The organism is Micromonospora sp. NPDC049903 (assembly GCF_044460945.1).
GTDB lineage: Bacteria > Actinomycetota > Actinomycetes > Mycobacteriales > Micromonosporaceae > Micromonospora.
On the sequence record NZ_JBITKL010000009.1, the window covers coordinates 181,631 to 197,343 of the forward strand.

A 15,713-nucleotide genomic window follows, 5' to 3' on the forward strand; every position below is an offset into this window, starting at 1 on the left:
CGGGGGGCTAACGGGCCCCAATTTTTTCCCCCCGCCCGGGGGGGGGGGGGGGGCGGGGGGGGGGGGCGGGGGGGCCCCCCCCGGCCGGGGGGGGCCCGCCACCGGCGTACCCGTCGGCAGGTGCCGCAGCTCCGGCCTCGTAGGACATTCGACGGAGCCGCGGGCGCCCGACCCTGAACAGACGACGGAACTTGCCCACCACCCTTGACCTGCGAAAACGCCCCCTTGTTGAATGGGCGCACCGCGGAGCCTTCCGACCAGGAAGGTCGCAGCCCAGCCAGCACAGCGGCGCGAACAGGCGCGCGGAGTCGCACACGATCGTCTTGCTGGACGCTACCGCGACCACCTCAGAAGGGACGTCACCCAGTGTCCAGACCACGTCGCCGGCATGTCCTCCTCGCCGCCGCGCTCCTCCTCGCCCCGATGGTCGTGCCCGGGGTCGCCCAGGCGAACGGGCCGTTCGTACCGCCGAACCAGGAGACCGTCAACCGCTCCTCGATGCTCAGCGCCGCCGAGGTCTCGGCCGAGCTGCACGCGTTGCAGGCCCGCAGCAAGGGCGCCCTAAGGGTGCAGGAGGTCGGCCGCAGCGGCCAGGGCCGCCCGCTCGAGGTCGCCTTCATCGGCACCGGAAGCACCCGGATCTGGATCCAGGGCCGAATCCACGGCAACGAGCCGTACGGCGCCGAGGCCTCGCTGGACTTCCTGAAGACGCTCGTCTCCGGCGGTAAGCACGCGCGGGAGGTGTTGCAGCAGGTCAGCTTCGCGGTCGTCCCGATCTACAACCCGGACGGTTCCGAGGCGTACCGGCGGCAGGACAGCGTCCAGAACGTCGACCTCAACCGCGATTGGGGTGTGGACCGGCCGATCTTCGACCGGCTCAACGCGGTCCGGGCCGGTCTCGGTCAGGCGCCGCTGTCCGAGCAGACCTACGCCAACTACACCCGGCACCGTGCCGTCGAGTCGCAGGCGTTCTGGTACGTCTGGGCCGACTTCAAGCCGCACCACATCATCGACCTGCACCACCAGGGCACGTACGTCGTCGGTGACACCGACGAGATGACCACGTTCTCGGTCGGCATCTCCCTCGACCCCGGCATGCTGACCTCGCAGCAGTGGGACACCGTCCGTCGGATGGGTGTGGTGGCCGCGGACGCGGCGGGTCGCAGCGGTGTGGTCAACGTGACCCGCTACCCGTACATCAACATCCCGGAGGGCGTCACCTCCGCCGCCATGCTCAACGCCCCCGGGCCGCGCGGCGAGTACGCCAACTGGCGCAGCAACGCGATGTTCTTCGAGTCGCGCGGCGGCATCGGCCACAAGAGCAGCGGCTACCTCATCAAGCAGAACGTCGACGGGCTCTGGGCCATCGTCAACTCGTTCAGCGACGGCTCGCTGGCCGGCGTGGACGCCGACCGGTGGAGCGACATCCCGGCCCGGGGTGCCTCGATCTCCACCTGCGCCAAGTTCCCCCAGCAGTGTGAGTTCTGATCTTCGACGCGATCGCTGACCCGGCGGTGGTCCACGCTCCGGTGCCGGAGCGTGGACCACCGTCGTCGCGTCGACCTGACCGTCCCGGGACGAGGGCGATCGCAAGCAGGTGCGCCTGCACCGCCCCGTGTCCGCGGCCCTACCCGCTCTCCCCCGCACCAAACCGGGTCAGCCGGGCGGATCGGTCCACCGACGCGTGCGCCGTGCCGGTGCCGGCCGCCCCGTTCGTGTCGGGCGGGGCCGGTTTGACCATCGGGTGAACGGGCAGGACCACCGGTATGCCGACTGACCTGCTGCACCGCGTGGACGACACCCTGACACTCGCGATCCAGGGCTACGGGTGGCTGCCGAACCGCCTGCGTGCGGATCAGACGGACGTGGTGCGTACCCGTCTGATGGGCCAGACCGCCGTGGCGCTGCACGGCCCCGACGCGGCCCGCTTCTTCTACGACGAGCGCCACATCCGGCGGCACGGGGCGATCCCGGAACCGATCCGCGGCACGCTGTTCGGCAAGGGGGCGGTGCACACCCTCGACGGTGAGCCGCACCGGGTGCGTAAGGCGATGTTCACCTCGCTGCTGATGAGCGGCGGGTTCGACGGGCTGGTGACCCGGACCGAGGTGGCCTGGGACGAGGCCGCGCGGTCCTGGGCGGGTCGGCGGGTGGTGCTGTTCACGGAGACCGCCGAGGTGTTGACCCGCGCGGTCTGCGACTGGACCGGGGTCCCGGTGGACGACCGGGACGTGCCGGAACTCGCCGCGAACCTGGTCGCCGAGGTGGACGGCTTCGCCACCGCCGGGCCACGGCACTGGCGGGCCCGTCGCTCCCGGGGACGCCTCGAACGCCTGTTCGGCGATCTCGTCGACCGGGTACGCCGGGGCGAAGCCGCCGTGCCGGAGGGCTCGGCGCTGGCGGCGGTGGCCGCGCACGAGGACAGCGACGGGCGGCTGCTCGATCCGAAGACCGCCGCAGTGGAGTTGCTCAACATCATCCGGCCGACGGTGGCGATCACCTGGTTCGTGGCCTTCGCCGGGCACGCCCTGCACCGGTGGCCCGCGCACCGGGACCGGCTGCGCGCGGCGGAGCCCGCCTTCGTCGAGGCGTTCGCCCACGAGGTCCGCCGCTTCTACCCGTTCGCGCCCTTCGTCGGCGGGCGCGCGGCGACCGACCTGAGCTGGCGGGGCACCGACATCCCGAGCGGCGCCATCGTGCTGCTCGACCTGTACGGCCAGAACCACGACGCCCGGCTGTGGAAGGACCCGTACCGGTTCGACCCGGACCGCTTCGTCGACCGGGAGATCGGCCCGTTCGACCTGGTCCCGCAGGGCGGCGGCGATCCCCGCACCGGCCACCGCTGCCCGGGTGAGCAGATCACCGTCGCGCTGCTGGGTGCGCTCGCCGTCCGGCTGGCCCGCCTCGACTACCGGGTCCCGGATCAGGACCTGGACATCCCGCTGCACCGCATCCCGACCCGGCCGGTGAGCGGTGTGGTGCTCGCGGTGGCGGGGCCGTCCGACTGAGCGACGGGGTCCCGCACGCCCGCCCGGCGCCCGCCGCGCCGGATCGGGGTTCTTCACCGGCCGGCTACCGTCCGTTCGGCTCCCGTGCGTACCGTGGCCGTAGCGTCCGACGCCGACTCACGTATCGGGAGAAGGACGGGTTTCGGGTGTGGCTCGGGGCTGACAAGAAGGAGTTCGAGGCGTTCCTCGACTCCGCCGCTGTCTACTGGCGCAAGAACGTCGGCGCCGCGTCGTCGGAGCGGTACCTCGTCGTCGAGGTGTTCCACCAGGACATCCGGGTGGCGATGCGCAACCTGGCGGTCGCCAACGCGATCCGCCGGATCGTGCCCGCCCAGCTCGTCGTCGTCACCGGCGTCGAGCAGATGTGGCACGAGGCGCTGTGGACCGAGTTCGACGTGAAGCTCGTCGAGCGTCTCGCCCGGGCGTACGGCGCGACCGAGGTGGTGGACCTCTATCGGCTCGTCGAGGGGCCGGCCCGGTCGGGCACGCCCGAGCAGGTGCCGGTGGAGCTGTTCGGCAGGCGGTTGACGCCCGGCCCGTCGATCGGCGCGGACACGCTGGCCGAGTTCGTCAGCGCCACCTACTGCCGGGTGACCAAGCGGCCCCGCCCGCCCGAGGACCCCGGCGCCGACCCGCGCTACCGGCGGCGGGAGGCGTTGGCCCGGGCCATCTCGTCCAGCTACGACGCCCTGCTCGGCAGCGGTTCGGTGGTGGCGCTGGTGACCAGCCACGTCGACTACGACCACTGGGGTCTCGCGGTGGACTCGGCGCGGCGGGCCGGCGTACCGGTGGTGCACACCCAGCAGACCGGATGCCTCAAGGCGTACGCGCTGTTCCCGGAGGCGGACACCGGCCGGTACACCTTCCGGGGTGAACTCACCCACCAGATCGGCAGCTTCTTCGCCGAACGGGTCTGGACGCGGCGCGGCGAGGTACGACGCAACGCGGAGCTGGTGGCCTGGCGGTCGAAGGTCAACCTGGGTCGGCCGAGCTGGTGGCGCGGCGGCGCGAGCGCCTCCGTCGACATCAGCAACAGCGCGGAACGCGCCCGGTTACGGACGCACTTCGCGGCGCGGCTGGGCTTCGACCCGGCCCGGCCGGTGGTGGCGGTGTTCAACCACGCGGTCTCCGACGCCCCCGGCACCAACCACCAGTCCTTCCCCACCCTGGCCGACTGGTTCGAGCAGACCGCGCGGTACGCGAGCACCAGCACCGAGGTGCAGTGGCTGTTCCAGGACCACCCGAGTCAGTTCCGCTACGACAGCACCGGCTTCTTCGACTCGGTGGCCGCCCGCTACGGCCGGCACAAGCACATGGTGTTCCAGCCCAGCAGCGAGCTGAGCAAGAACGGCCTCTGGAGTCTGGTCGACCTGGGCGTCACCGTTCGCGGCAGCGTGAGCAACGAGTTGCCCGCGTACGGGATCCCGGTGATCCAGGCGGGCTGGTCCGAGTGGAGCGAGTGCGGTCTGTCCACTGTGGTGGAGGACCCGGAGGCGTACGCGAAGGCGCTCGACGCGGCGATCACCGGTCTCTGCGGTGGGCAGGAGCTGATCTCGGTCGAGCAGGTCGACCGGGCGCGGCTCTGGTTGTGGTTCTATCGCAGCGCCACCGACCTGGTCACCCCGCAGGTGCCGCACTGGGAGGTGTGGCCCGCCGGATACCTGCTCAAGGCGGTGCAGACCGCGTTCCGGCACATCGAGAGCGACGCGGATCCACTGTTCGACGCGGTCGAGCGGATGTGGACCCGACGCGAGCCGGTGTTGACCCGGACGGACCTGCGGGTGCCGGAAGGAGTCCGGTAGTGGCCGTCGGCACGTGGTTCGCCACCGAGTTCGACGAGCCGGCCGCACCGCGCGGGCTGCCCGCGCTGTTCGCCTCTGGCGCGGACTCCGAGGTGCTGGTCGCCGACCGGATGGCCCGGGGCGTCGCGATCCTGGGGCGGGTCCAGGGCGCGTCCGGCGCGGTCGTGCTCAAGGTCCGCACCGACGGTCGGCCGGTCCGCGTCCGCGTCGACCTGCACGTCGACGGCGCCTCGCAGACGTCCTGGTCCCGGGTGGCCGCACCGTCCCGGGGCGTCCGTGAGCTGCCCCGCCTGGTGATGGTCCGGGCGCAGGGCACCGACCGGGTCGCGGCCCTGATCAGCCGCCAGCGCGGCCGGTTGCGGATGGTCGAGGCGCACGCCTGGGTCGAGTTCGACCTGGGCGCGGACGAGGTCGGCGCGGACGAGCTGCTGATCGTCGAGGTGGCGGACGCGACGCTGCCGGCGTGGGCGTCCCCGTCGCTCAGCGCGCTGGCGGCGGTCGGTGTGCGGATCAACCAGGTGGAGGTCGCCGCGATCGACGACGTCGAGCCGCCCGGCCCCACGGGTCGGGTGACCGGGCAGGCCGCCCAGCACGCCGGGCTCGCCAGCGCCGGTGGTCTGGTGGGGGCGCGCGGGCGCGGCGAGGGCCACGCCCGGACCGGATACGTCGTGGTCAACGCGGACGCCACCACGGTGCGGTGTCGGCTCCGGGTGACCACCGCCTCGGTGGCCCCGTCCGCGATCCGTGACCCCCGCCGGGCGTGGATGCGTCGTGGCAGGGCGCAGACGGTGTTGAAGGCGGTCCGGGTGGCGCAGCGCGGGGCCGGGTACGCGTTGTTCGAGGCGTCGCCGTTCACCGGGCCACCGCGCCTGGAGCAGCTCCGCGTACGCGCCGTGAACCTGCTCGACGGCGGCGACTGCCGGGTGGCGGTGACCGCCGACGGCGCCGACACGCTCGACGTGGTGGTCACCCGGACGACGCCCGGCCCGGTGCTGATCGGGGTGGACGAGCCCGCCGCCACCGCGGTGCGCCGACGGGTCTGCGAGGTCGTCTGCCGGGTCGTCGAACTGGAGTGGACGTGACCGACTCCCCCGGCCACGACCTGGTGCTCACCGACGACGCGACGGCCAACCGGGTCGCCGTGGAACGGACCCTGGCGTCCGGATCCGGCGGCACGCTGCGGTTGCCGGCCGGCACCTACCCGCTCGACCGGGGACTGGTCGTCGGCGACGGCTGGACCCTGGCCGGCGCGCCGCGTACGGACCGGACCGTCCGGACCTGGCTGACCTCGTCCGCGTCGGACGGTGAGCCGCTGATCCACGTACTCGGCTCGCGGGTCACCGTGCGGGACATCGGTCTGCGCCCGCCGCCGTGTGCCCCCGGAGCGCACGGCGGCGACCGGGGCACCGCGGTCACCGTCGGCAGGTACCTCTATCCGGCCGAGACGGAGTGGATCTCCGACGTCCGGATCGAGGGTGTCCGGGTGGAGCGCCCCGGCACCCGGTCGGCCAACTGCGTCGCCCTGGTCGGCGCGGTCCGCGACGTCGTCGTCTCCGACGTGACGATCGTAGGCGGCTGCACCGGCGTCGCCGTGCACTGGGGAGCGGTCGGCACGGGGGTCGACTCGATCAGCGGACCCTCCTACCACCCCCACCACGTCACCATCTCCGACCTGCGGGTCTCCGACGCCTTCGAGGGCTTCTACCTCAGCTCCGTGCACGACGTCGAGGTGGACCGGGCCTGCCTGTCGGAGGTGGAGATCGGTTTCCGGCTGCTGCCCGGCGACAACACCGACCGCTTCCACCGGGCGCACGGCGCTTCGATCGGCGAGCGCATCCGGGTGTCGCGTGCCCACGTCGCCTGGAACGGACCGTTGTACGCGGTGCGGATCGCGGGCTGGGGCCGCAGCGAGATCGACCACTCGGTGCGGGTGCTGGAGTACCGCGACGTGGTGGTCACGGACTGCACCCTGGTCCCGCTGCCGCCGGCCACGCCCGGCCCGGCCGACCCGCTGCGGGCCCGCTCCCCCGTCGTGGTCGAGCAGGCGACCGGAGTGCTCCTGGAGGCGATCCGCGTCGACCTGCGGACGCCGTCACCCGAGGGCAGGTGCTGCCCGGCCGGCGCCTGACCGACCCGGCCGCCTACCCGCCACCGCCCTGCAACCGCGCGAGGGCGTGCACCTCGGCCCGGGTGTTGCGGTACAGCGAGGTGTAGCCGGCGTAGAGGCCGTCGTAGGTGGCGGCCACCGAGGGATCGGGGCGCACGATCTGCCCGGGCCGGGTCCAGTCGGTGTCCGGGGCGGCCAGACCGGCACCGATCGCGGCCAGCAGGGCGTCACCGTAGCTGGCCCCGATGGTCACCTCCGGCACCTCCTGCTCCCGGCCGGTGACATCGCTGACGATCCGGGTCCAGAGTCCGCCCTGGGTGCCGCCGCCCACCGCGACCAGCCGCGCGACCGGGTTCTCCGGAGTGTCCAGCAGTTCCAGGATCTGCCGGATGCCGAAGGCGATCCCCTCGTACCCGGCGCGGAACAGGTGTCCCCGCCCGTGCCGCAGGGTCAGTCCGGCGATCACGCCCCGGGCGTCCGGGTCGAAGATCGGGGTCCGTTCCCCGGCGAAGTACGGCAGCAACAGCAGGCCGTCCGCGCCCGGCGGCACCGCCGCCGCCTCCTCGACCAGCGTCTCGAACGGCACCTCGCCCACCAGGTCGCGCAGCCAGGTGGTGAGGCTGCCGGAGGTGGCCATGCCGGCCGCGAGGCAGTACGAGTCCGGAGCCACCCCGACGGTGTTCCAGAGCTGCGGATGCCGGGCCACGCCCCGGAGTTGCTGGACGAAGAACATGGTGGAGCCGTACATCAGCATCAGGTCGCCGGGGCGGCGGACGCCGACGCTGACCGACTCGGCCCAGGCGTCCACGGTGCCGGCGCAGACCGGCGTGCCCACCGGCAGCCCGGTCGCCTCGGCCGCCTCCGGGGTCACCTCGCCGACGATCTCCGCGGACCAGGCCAGTCGGGGCGCGGGCAGGTCACCCATGATCTCGTCGTACCAGGGCCGGTGCCACTGCCGGGCCTCGATGTCGTACAGCGGCACGGACTGGCTGGCGGTGTGGTGGTCGAGGACGTACTCGCCGGTCAGCTTCCGCACCACGTACGAACTGGAGTTGTACCACCGGGTGGCCCGCTCCCACACCTGGGGTTCGTGGCGGCGTACCCAGAGCGCCTTGGGGCCGACCGCCTGGGTGGTGATCGGGGTGGCCGACCGGTGCAGCACCTCCTCGGCGCCGAAGCGCTCGGTCAACTCGGCGATCTCGGCGGTGGCCCGCATGTCGATGCCGTAGAGGATCGCCGGCCGGACCGGCTGGTCCCGCTCGTCGCAAAGCACCAGGCAGGGGCCGACACCGCTGACGCAGACCGCCGCGATCCGCGCGCCCTGGGCGGCGGCGGTCAGCTCGGCGGCGATGGACACCACGTCGGCCCACCAGACCGCCTCGGCGTCGACCTCCGCCCAGCCCGGCCGGGGCAGCGACATCGACCGGGGCCGGGGGCGGACGGCGGTGGCCAGCACCTGCCCAGCGGCGTCGGTGAGCACACCCTTGCTGCTCCCGGTGCCCAGGTCGATGCCGATCAGCAACGGTGCCATCTACAGGTTCACCTCACCGCAGAGGTGCACCGCCAGGCCCAGTTCGGCGAACATGGCGGCCTTGGCGGCGAGCGCCCGGTCGGCGGTGGCGGCGTCCGGGGCGTACACCACGTTGAGGTGGTTGGCCTTGTGACGGGCCATCAACTGGTCACGGTCGACGCCGTGCAGCACGGCGTGCATGATCGGCCACTGCGGGGTGGTGGCGTCGAGGCGTCGCTGGGTCTCCTCGGCCGGCAACTCCACCGCGCTGCCCCGACCCAGGTCGACGTGGAGGACGCCGTCGGCGATGAAGACCCGGGACCAGACGATCTCCCCCGGCTTGGACACGCCGCTGAGGGTGCCGCCGCCGAGCGGGAAGTACATCGGCGGCTGCCGCATGCTCCAGCTCTTGTCGTAGCCGCCGTTGTGCGAGGCCGGGACCGAGCCGGAGATCTCCATGACCCAGACGAACCGGCCGTCGTACTCCTCGCCCCAACGGATGTCGTGCAGGGTGGTCGCCGGGTCCAGCCCCATCGCGGTCCAGATCCGGTTGGTCACCAGGGAGTCCACCGCGACACCCTCGTCGACCTCGTTGAAGTGCGGCAACGGCGCGTCGGCGTAGAGTTCCCGGGCACCGTCGCGGCTGGTCACCGGCGGGCGGGAGACGTTGTTCAGCAGCCCCTCGACCAGGTCGCTGGCGGGTACGACGTCCTTGAGCCCCTGCTGGTACTGGATGCCGACCGCGTCCAGGCCGAAGTCGTCGGCGATGCGCAGCACGGCCACGTACATCGTGAACTGGCTGTGCAGTTGGGCGTCGGTCAGCTCGGTGGCCTCGTTGGTGCCGGTGTGGAAGGTGAACCCGGCCGCGTCCAGCCAGTCCCGTACGGCCTGCGCCTCGGCGTCGGTGACCGTCGCCATCTCGGCGACCAGGGCGCTCTGCGACAGCCGTTCCTTGTAGACGCCGAGCGGGTTGAGCAGCTCGTCGTCGATGATGGCGTTGTACATGCCCATGCAGCCCTCGTCGAAGACGCCGATGATGGCCTTGTCCCGGACGAGCTGCGCCGCGAGCGCCCGACCGAGCCGTACCTCCTCGGTGGCCGGCAGCTCCGGCAGGTCCCGTACGTGGCTCTGGTCGTGCTCCAGCTTCCCGGTCTCCAGCCAGGTACGCAGCCGCGACACCGCCCAGTCGTCGGTGAACTTCTCGCTCCACAGGATGGAGTGCGCCACGCCCGCCTTGGTGAGGCTGGCGGTCAGGCCGAGCAGGCCGACCAGGCCGGGGAACTCACCGCTCCAGTTCGCCACCACCAGGATCGGGCCCCGGTGGGTGCGCAGCCCGGCCAGCACGTGGTGGCTGTACTGCCAGACCGCCTCGGCGACGATCAGCGGCGCGTCCGGCGGGATCGACTTGAACACCTCGATGCCCTGGCGCTGGCTGGCGATGAAGCCGTGCCCGGCGGTGTCGTCGACCGGGTGTGCCCGCTGCACCCGGTGGCCCAGGGCGGTGACCGCCCGCTCCAGGTCGGCCTCGAACTGCCGCTGCACCGGCCAGCAGGTGACGTTGGCACTGGGCCGCAGGTCGCCGCTGGCGACGGTCCAGACCACGCCGGGCTCGGCCACGGGCTGGTCGGTCAACTCGGGAAAGGCGTAGCTGCTCACGCGGGGCTCCTTGGAGTGAGGCGGCGGTGTCGGGGGTCAGAGCAGGTCGGCGACGTCGGCTTCGAGCGCGCGACGGTCGTCGGCCGAGATCGGGTCGAGCGGGGCACGCATTCCGCCGGCCGGCAGCCCGCGCAGTTCGAGGACGGCCTTGAGGTGGGCGAGGTTGCCCTGCCGGGTGGCGGCCACCGCCCGCAGCGACCGTTCCCGGGCCACCGCGAGCGCGTCGGCGTCCCCGCTGCGCAGGGCGTCCCGGACCGCCAGGAAGGGTGCCGGCAGCGCCGAGCTGACCCCGGAGACCACTCCGGCGCCGCCGGCCGCGACGACCTCGGTGAACTCCGCGTCGGCACCGGAGTACGCCGGCAGGTCCCGGTCGCCGAGCGCGGCGAGGTACTCGGCCAGCACCCGGGTCGGCTCGCCGCTGATCTTCACGCCCGCCAGTCCGGTCTCGGCGAGCCGGGCCAGCGACCGTGGCGAGACCGTCGTGGTGGTCCGGGCGGTGAAGAGGTACGCGTACACCGGCCGTCCGGCGGCGGCGGCCACCACCGCCTCGTAGTAGTCGAGCAGAGCGCGCTCGGTGGCCGGGAAGTAGTGCGGGGTGAGCGCCGCGAGCCGGGCCGCTCCCCGGTCGACGGCCGCGCGGGTGAGGCGTACCGCCTGGTGGGTGCTGGCGTGCCCGACGTGCCAGTAGGTGCGCTCGGGCCCGAAGGCGTCGTTGGCGGCGGCGGCGACCTCCAGCCGCTCGTCGTCCGTGAGGGTGGTGAACTCACCGGTGGTGCCGGCCACGAACACCCCGTCGACGGGGTGCGCGGCGAGTTGGTCGTAGGCCGCCCGGGTGGCCGTCAGGTCGACCGCGCCGTCGGGGGCGAACAGGGTCGGTACGGCGCTGATCAGGTTGGCGGTGGTCATGAGATGTGCTCCGAGGGATCGAGCAGGGCGAGCACGATGCCGCGCCGCTGCCAGGTGTACGTCACAGCGAGCCGGTCCCCGACGGGGATCAGGCAGGGGTACGAGAACTCGTTGCTTCCGGTGGTCCGCACTCCCGAGTCGGCGGGCCGGTAGCCCTCGTCCGCCGTCTCGCCGAGCGACTTCTCCAGGGTCAGCCAGGGCCGGAAGGTCTGCCCCTCGTCGGTGGAGACGGAGACGGTCAGGGGCGCCCGGCTGGCCCAGTCCCCGGTGGTGGGGTTGTGGGCCAGGTGGACGTGGTCGCCGAGGCGGGTCACCGCGATGCCGGAGTTGTTGTTCGGCACGGTGGACAGCGAGCCGGGCGACCAGGTGCGGCCGTCGTCGACGCTGGTGGCGGTGACGAGCCGACCGGCGGTGCTGCGGGCCAGCAGGCGTACCTCGCCGGTCGGGGTCTGCCAGAGCGCGGGCTGGATGGCGCCCGCGCCGGGGAAGGTGGCGTGGTCGAGCCGGATGTCCGGGGAGCGCTGCCAGGTGTAGCCGTCGTCGTCGCTGCGCTCGACGAAGCAGTCCCATCGGGGGCGCTCGCCCCACGTTTCGGTGGAGGCCCCGGCGAGCAGTCGACCGGAGCGCAGGCGCAGCGGCGGGGTGCGGACCGGTCCCCGGCCGCCGGGCTCGGCGTCGCCGAGCGGTCGGGGCGTCGACCAGGTCCGGCCGCCGTCGGTGGAGACGACCTGGTGGGTCACCCAGGTCGAGATGGTCGCGCCGACCTTGAACCAGCAGACCAGGTCCCCGCCGGTACGCCGGTGCAGCACCGGGTTCCAGCAGGGCGCCAGGTCGCCGCTGACCACCGTCGGGGCGCTCCACCGGTCGTCGGTCCCCCGGCTGAGCCAGATCCGCGAGTCGGCGGCTCCTTCGTGGTCGCCCTGGAACCAGGCGACCACGAAGGTGTCCTCGGTGACGCAGACGGTGCTGCCGTGGCACTGGCCGGGGACGTCCCGGACCACGAAGTGTCGTGCCGTCACCGGCTCGCTCCGGCGGGGACCGGCGGATCGGTCGGGGTGTCGCGGTCGGTGGGGTCCTGCCGGCGCGCCTTCATCCGGCTGCGGATGCGGGGCACCGCCACGGCCAGCACGGCCAGCACGAGCAGGCCCACCGCGATCGGGCTGGTGTAGATGGTCTCCAGCCCGCCCAGCTCCATCGACCGGCGGAAGTTGCGTTCGGCCAGCGGGCCGAGGATCAGGCCGAGCACGATCGGGCCGGCCGGGAAGCCGTACCGGCGCAGCAGCAGTCCGAGTACGCCGAACAGGACCATGACGCCGACGTCGAAGACGCTGTTGTTCACCGCGTACGTGCCGACGATGCAGAAGGCCAGGATCACCGTCCACAGGAACCGGCTGGGCAGCTCCAGCAGCTTGGCGACGCCGCGCATGCGCAGCAGGCTCAGCCCCAGCGTCAGCACGGTGGCGAAGAACATGATGCCGGCGATCGAGTAGACCAGGTCCGGTTGCGAGGTGAACAGGCCCGGGCCGGGCTGGATGCCCCAGATGATCATCGAGCCGAGCATCACCGCCATCACCGAGTCGCCCGGTACGCCGAGGGCCAGCGTGGTGAGCACGGACCCGCCGACACCGGCGTTGGAGGAGCCGTCGGCGGCGGTGAGCCCTTCCAGGGAGCCCTTGCCGAACTTCTCCGGCTCCTTGGAGACCCGCTTGGCCTGGTTCCAGGCGACGATCCCGCCGATGTCCCCGCCGACGGCGGGCAGCACGCCGACCACCGTGCCGACGGAGGAGCCGACCGCGATCGGCTTGACCATCTGCCGGGTCTCCTGCTTGGTCGGCCACCAGCGGCCGAAGCTGGTGATCGCCTTCTGCTTGCTGTGACGACGCGAGATCATCTGGCTGAACACCTCGGCGATGCCGAACAGACCGATGATCACCGCGATGAACGGGATCCCCTCGACCAGTTGCGGGATGCCGAAGGTCAGCCGGTCCGAGCCGTCCATCGGGTCCCGGCCGACGGTGCCCAGCGCCAGGCCGAACAGACCGGCGATGAGGCCCTTGACGAGCTGACGGCCGGAGACCTCGATCATCATGGTGAGACCGAAGACCACCAGCGCGAACATCTCCGGCGAGCCGAAGCGCATGGCCACCGTGCTCAGCGGGATCGCGGCGACCATCAGCACCGCGATGCCGACGAAACCGCCGACCGCCGAGGCGAAGGCCGACGAGGTCAGCGCCAGGCCGGCCTTGCCCTGCTTGGCCATGGCGTAGCCGTCGAAGGTGGTGGCGATCGACGCCGGAGTGCCCGGAGTGTTGATCAGGATGGCCGGGACCCGGTCGCCGAACTGCGCGCCGATCAGGATGGTCAGCAGCACGGCCAGGCCGGGCAGCGGATCCATGGTCAGGGTGAAGGCGCTGGCCAGGGCGACCGCCATGGTGGCGGTGATGCCCGGGAACGCGCCGACGAGCATGCCGATCGCGGCGCCCGCCAGGACGCAGAGCAGCATCTGGACGGAGAGGAGGGCACCGAAGCCCTCGACGAGCGCGTTCACAGCGGCACCCTCAGCAGCAGGCCGAACAGGCCGTAGATCACCACGGTCACCCCGGCGGGGAAGAACAGCAGGTCCTTGATCCCCCGGCCCCCGGCGATCCAGGTGAGCGCGGCGACGAAGATCAGTCCGGAGACGAGGAAGTGCAGGTAGTACCAGAGCACCCCGAAGGCGAGCGTGGCCGCGACGAAGCCGACCACCCGGACGATCCCCGAGCGGGTGGCCGGCCCGTCCTCGTCCTCGTCGTCGGCCACGGCGGGCGTGGTGACGAAGGCGAGGACGATCTGCAGGGCCGACAGGCCGATGATCCCGATGGCGAGCGTCTCCGGCCAGATGCGGGGACTCACCGCCAGGGCCCGGGCGGGCAGCTCGATCGAGCGGGCCAGCCACAGGAACACGGCGCCCAGCACCAGGAAGACCATCCCCGGTGCCGCCGCGCGCCAACGCGCGGCGGCACCGTGATCACCCTGGATCGGCGGGTGGTGGATAGCCATCAGCCGTAGATCTGGCCGAAGCGGTCGTACTCGGTCTTGGCGAACTGGCTGGCCTCGTCCGGCGAGGTCGCCAGCGGCGTGTTGCCGGCCTTGGTCATCACGTCCTTGAACGCCTCCGAGGAAGCGGCCTTGCGGACGGCGTCGGCGAGGCGCTGCCGGACCTCGTCGGGCAGGCCGGCGGGGGCGCCCATCAGGCCCCAGCCACCGATGACCACGTCGACGCCCTGCTCCGTGGCGGTGGGCACCTCCGGCAGCGAGGAGACCCGCTCCGGGGCCAGCACCGCAAGGATGCGCAGCTGGTTGTTTCCGGCCGCGGCGGCAGACTCGCTCACGCCGGCCATCACGGCCTGGACCTCGCCGGAGACCCCGGCGGCCACGGCCGGCGCGCCGCCGTCGTACGGCACCGGCTTGAAGGTCGCACCGGCCGCCTCGCCCAGGGCGAGGGTGGCGGCCTCCCAGATGGCGCCGGCACCGGAGTTCGACACGGTGATCGTGCCCGGCTCGCGCTTCGCCGCAGCCAGCAGGTCGTCGAGGCTCTGGTACGGGCTGTTCGTCGGCACCGACAGCGTGGCCGGCGCGTTCATCACCTGCCCGAGGACGGTGAACTGCTCCGGGGTGATGTCGGCGCCCTGGTGCCCGAGCATCGCCACCTCGACCGGGATGAAGCCGATCGAGTACCCGTCGGCGGGACGGCCCTTGAGGTAGGTCAGGCCCACCCGTCCCCCGCCACCGGTCCGGTTCTCCACCACGATCGACCGCCCGAGGTCCGCTTCCAGTTCCTTGGCCAGCGTGCGGGCGGTGAGGTCGGAGCCGCCACCGGCGGCGGCGTGCACGACGAGGGTGAGGTCCTTCTCCGGGAAGTTCTCGCCGGAGGCGGTCTCGCTCCCGCCGCGGTTGGCGCAGCCGGTCACCACGAGGGTGCCGGCGACGGCCAACGCGGCGAGGCGCAGCATGCGTGATCTCATAGGTCGTTCTCTCTCTGGACGGGGGTCGGGGGGATCGCGGAACGCAGCCGCGAGCAGGTCGTCTGCAGGTGTCGGTGCAGCTCGGCCTTGACCTCGGCGACCTTGCCGGCAGTGATCAGCCCGGCCAGGTCGTGGTGCTCCCGCGCCGAGGGCGCGAGATCGGCCAGCCGCTTGCCGGAGGCGTGCAGCAGACCTTCGATGGTGGGGCGGAACTGGTCCCACAGGACGCTGAGCCGGGTCATCCCGGCGGTGGCGAAGAACGCGCTGTGGAACCGGATGTCCGCGGTCGTGAAGGCGACCGGGTCACGGTCGGTGACGGCCGCGTCCATGTCGACCAGCGCGGTACGCAACTGACGGGCGAGGACGTCGCGCCGGACGGTGATGGCCCGCTCCACCGCCAGCAGCTCGAACGACTCCCGCAGGGCCATCAGCTCCTCGATGTCGGCGTCGTTCAACGAGCGGGTGACGGCGTTGCGGCCGGAGCCGGTGACCAGTCCCTCCGACCGCAGGATGCGGATCGCGTCGCGGACCGGACCCCTGCTGACCTGGAAGGAATCGGCCAGCTCCTCCTCGACGAGACGGGTGCCCGACGGCACGTCGCCCACGATGATGCGACGGCGCAGCTCGCCGGCCAGCTTCTCGCCGAGGGACTCCGCCCTGATCGGCCTGACGTCCAACACGTTGTCCTCCTGATAACTGTTAACAGTTAACACTCGACTC

General features: G+C 72.3%; 13 protein-coding genes. 5 read left to right on the top strand and 8 right to left on the bottom strand.

Annotated elements, in window-relative coordinates; all coding sequences use genetic code 11:
* Positions 1–366 precede the first annotated feature (366 nt).
* The 5 genes from ACIBO1_RS16940 to ACIBO1_RS16960 all read left to right on the top strand — a co-directional run bounded on the left by ACIBO1_RS16940 (position 367) and on the right by ACIBO1_RS16960 (position 6,938).
* Positions 367–1,488, top strand: a complete 1,122-nt coding sequence (locus ACIBO1_RS16940; protein WP_396747151.1) for a M14 family zinc carboxypeptidase — start codon at positions 367–369, stop codon at positions 1,486–1,488.
* Between the two features lie 278 nt (positions 1,489–1,766).
* Positions 1,767–3,008 carry a cytochrome P450 gene (locus ACIBO1_RS16945; RefSeq protein ID WP_396747154.1) on the top strand — a complete coding sequence of 414 codons (1,242 nt, stop codon included), beginning with the start codon at positions 1,767–1,769 and terminating at the stop codon, positions 3,006–3,008.
* 146 nt (positions 3,009–3,154) lie between these two features.
* Positions 3,155–4,810: a hypothetical protein gene (locus ACIBO1_RS16950; protein ID WP_396747157.1), complete on the top strand. Its 1,656-nt coding sequence runs from the start codon at positions 3,155–3,157 to the stop codon at positions 4,808–4,810.
* A complete protein-coding gene (locus ACIBO1_RS16955; RefSeq protein ID WP_396747159.1) occupies positions 4,810–5,892 on the top strand; it encodes a hypothetical protein in 1,083 nt (360 codons plus the stop codon). Before ACIBO1_RS16950 ends, ACIBO1_RS16955 begins: the two co-directional genes overlap by 1 nt.
* Positions 5,889–6,938 (top strand): hypothetical protein, encoded by a 1,050-nt coding sequence (locus tag ACIBO1_RS16960; protein WP_396747161.1) that lies wholly within the window; start codon positions 5,889–5,891, stop codon positions 6,936–6,938. Before ACIBO1_RS16955 ends, ACIBO1_RS16960 begins: the two co-directional genes overlap by 4 nt.
* A gap of 13 nt (positions 6,939–6,951) precedes the next feature.
* On the opposite strand, the gene ACIBO1_RS16965 is transcribed toward ACIBO1_RS16960, so the two are convergent.
* The 8 genes from ACIBO1_RS16965 to ACIBO1_RS17000 are packed head-to-tail and all read right to left on the bottom strand — an operon-like array spanning position 6,952 to position 15,673.
* Positions 6,952–8,448, bottom strand: coding sequence for an FGGY-family carbohydrate kinase (locus ACIBO1_RS16965; protein WP_396747164.1), 1,497 nt, complete (start codon positions 8,446–8,448; stop codon positions 6,952–6,954).
* Entirely contained in the window at positions 8,449–10,083 is a 1,635-nt protein-coding gene (locus ACIBO1_RS16970) for a fucose isomerase (protein WP_396747167.1), read from the bottom strand. It abuts the gene before it with no gap.
* Between the two features lie 36 nt (positions 10,084–10,119).
* Positions 10,120–10,989 (bottom strand): dihydrodipicolinate synthase family protein, encoded by an 870-nt coding sequence (locus ACIBO1_RS16975; protein WP_396747170.1) that lies wholly within the window; start codon positions 10,987–10,989, stop codon positions 10,120–10,122.
* A complete protein-coding gene (locus ACIBO1_RS16980) occupies positions 10,986–12,008 on the bottom strand; it encodes an exo-alpha-sialidase (RefSeq protein WP_396747173.1) in 1,023 nt (340 codons plus the stop codon). The genes ACIBO1_RS16975 and ACIBO1_RS16980 overlap by 4 nt, the downstream gene beginning before the upstream one ends.
* Complete coding sequence (locus ACIBO1_RS16985) at positions 12,005–13,537, bottom strand: tripartite tricarboxylate transporter permease (protein ID WP_396747176.1); 1,533 nt, start codon at positions 13,535–13,537, stop codon at positions 12,005–12,007. Before ACIBO1_RS16985 ends, ACIBO1_RS16980 begins: the two co-directional genes overlap by 4 nt.
* Positions 13,534–14,028: a tripartite tricarboxylate transporter TctB family protein gene (locus ACIBO1_RS16990; RefSeq protein ID WP_396747179.1), complete on the bottom strand. Its 495-nt coding sequence runs from the start codon at positions 14,026–14,028 to the stop codon at positions 13,534–13,536. The genes ACIBO1_RS16985 and ACIBO1_RS16990 overlap by 4 nt, the downstream gene beginning before the upstream one ends.
* Complete coding sequence (locus tag ACIBO1_RS16995; protein ID WP_396747182.1) at positions 14,028–14,993, bottom strand: tripartite tricarboxylate transporter substrate binding protein; 966 nt, start codon at positions 14,991–14,993, stop codon at positions 14,028–14,030. The genes ACIBO1_RS16990 and ACIBO1_RS16995 overlap by 1 nt, the downstream gene beginning before the upstream one ends.
* Positions 14,990–15,673, bottom strand: a complete 684-nt coding sequence (locus ACIBO1_RS17000) for a GntR family transcriptional regulator (protein WP_396747185.1) — start codon at positions 15,671–15,673, stop codon at positions 14,990–14,992. Before ACIBO1_RS17000 ends, ACIBO1_RS16995 begins: the two co-directional genes overlap by 4 nt.
* Positions 15,674–15,713 lie beyond the last annotated feature (40 nt).